This window comes from Streptomyces sp. 4F14 (assembly GCF_048159485.1).
Classification (GTDB): Bacteria; Actinomycetota; Actinomycetes; order Streptomycetales; family Streptomycetaceae; genus Streptomyces.
Map to the genome: position 1 here is coordinate 1 of NZ_JBLRVY010000274.1, position 355 is coordinate 355.

A 355-nucleotide genomic window follows, 5' to 3' on the forward strand; every position below is an offset into this window, starting at 1 on the left:
GCGAGGGCGACGACCAGGGTCGCGATCACGACCCACAGATCGGGGTCGGGCTGGGTGCCGGAGACCTCGTCCCAGAGGGAGGCGAGCGAGGCGGATGCGGTGCTGTCCATGTAAGGCGATGGCTCCCTGTGGTCGGGTCAGGAGGGGCCGGCGCGTAGCGCCGTCGTTGCGGGGGTGGTGGTCGGGCGACGGGTGGGCCTGGCAGTGTGGCACGCATGTGCGGACGGTATGCAGCGAGTCGTGGGCCCGAGGATCTCGCAGGAATCTTTGAGATCGAGAAGTGGGAGCCCGAGGAAGCCCTTGAGGCGGACTTCAACGTGGCTCCGACCAAAGAGGTCCTCGTCGTCCTCGACCG

Annotated in this window: 1 protein-coding gene and 1 pseudogene; one reads left to right on the top strand and one right to left on the bottom strand. The window is 68.2% G+C overall.

Annotated features, from left to right (window positions below; translation table 11 throughout):
* Positions 1-110 (bottom strand): annotated as a pseudogene (locus ACLZOT_RS50685) (M50 family peptidase); the annotation flags it as partial.
* Between the two features lie 105 nt (positions 111-215).
* Between ACLZOT_RS50685 and ACLZOT_RS50690 the strand changes: the two are divergent.
* Positions 216-355, top strand: a 140-nt coding sequence (locus tag ACLZOT_RS50690) for an SOS response-associated peptidase family protein (protein WP_416976081.1), incomplete at its 3' end; no start/stop codon positions are given.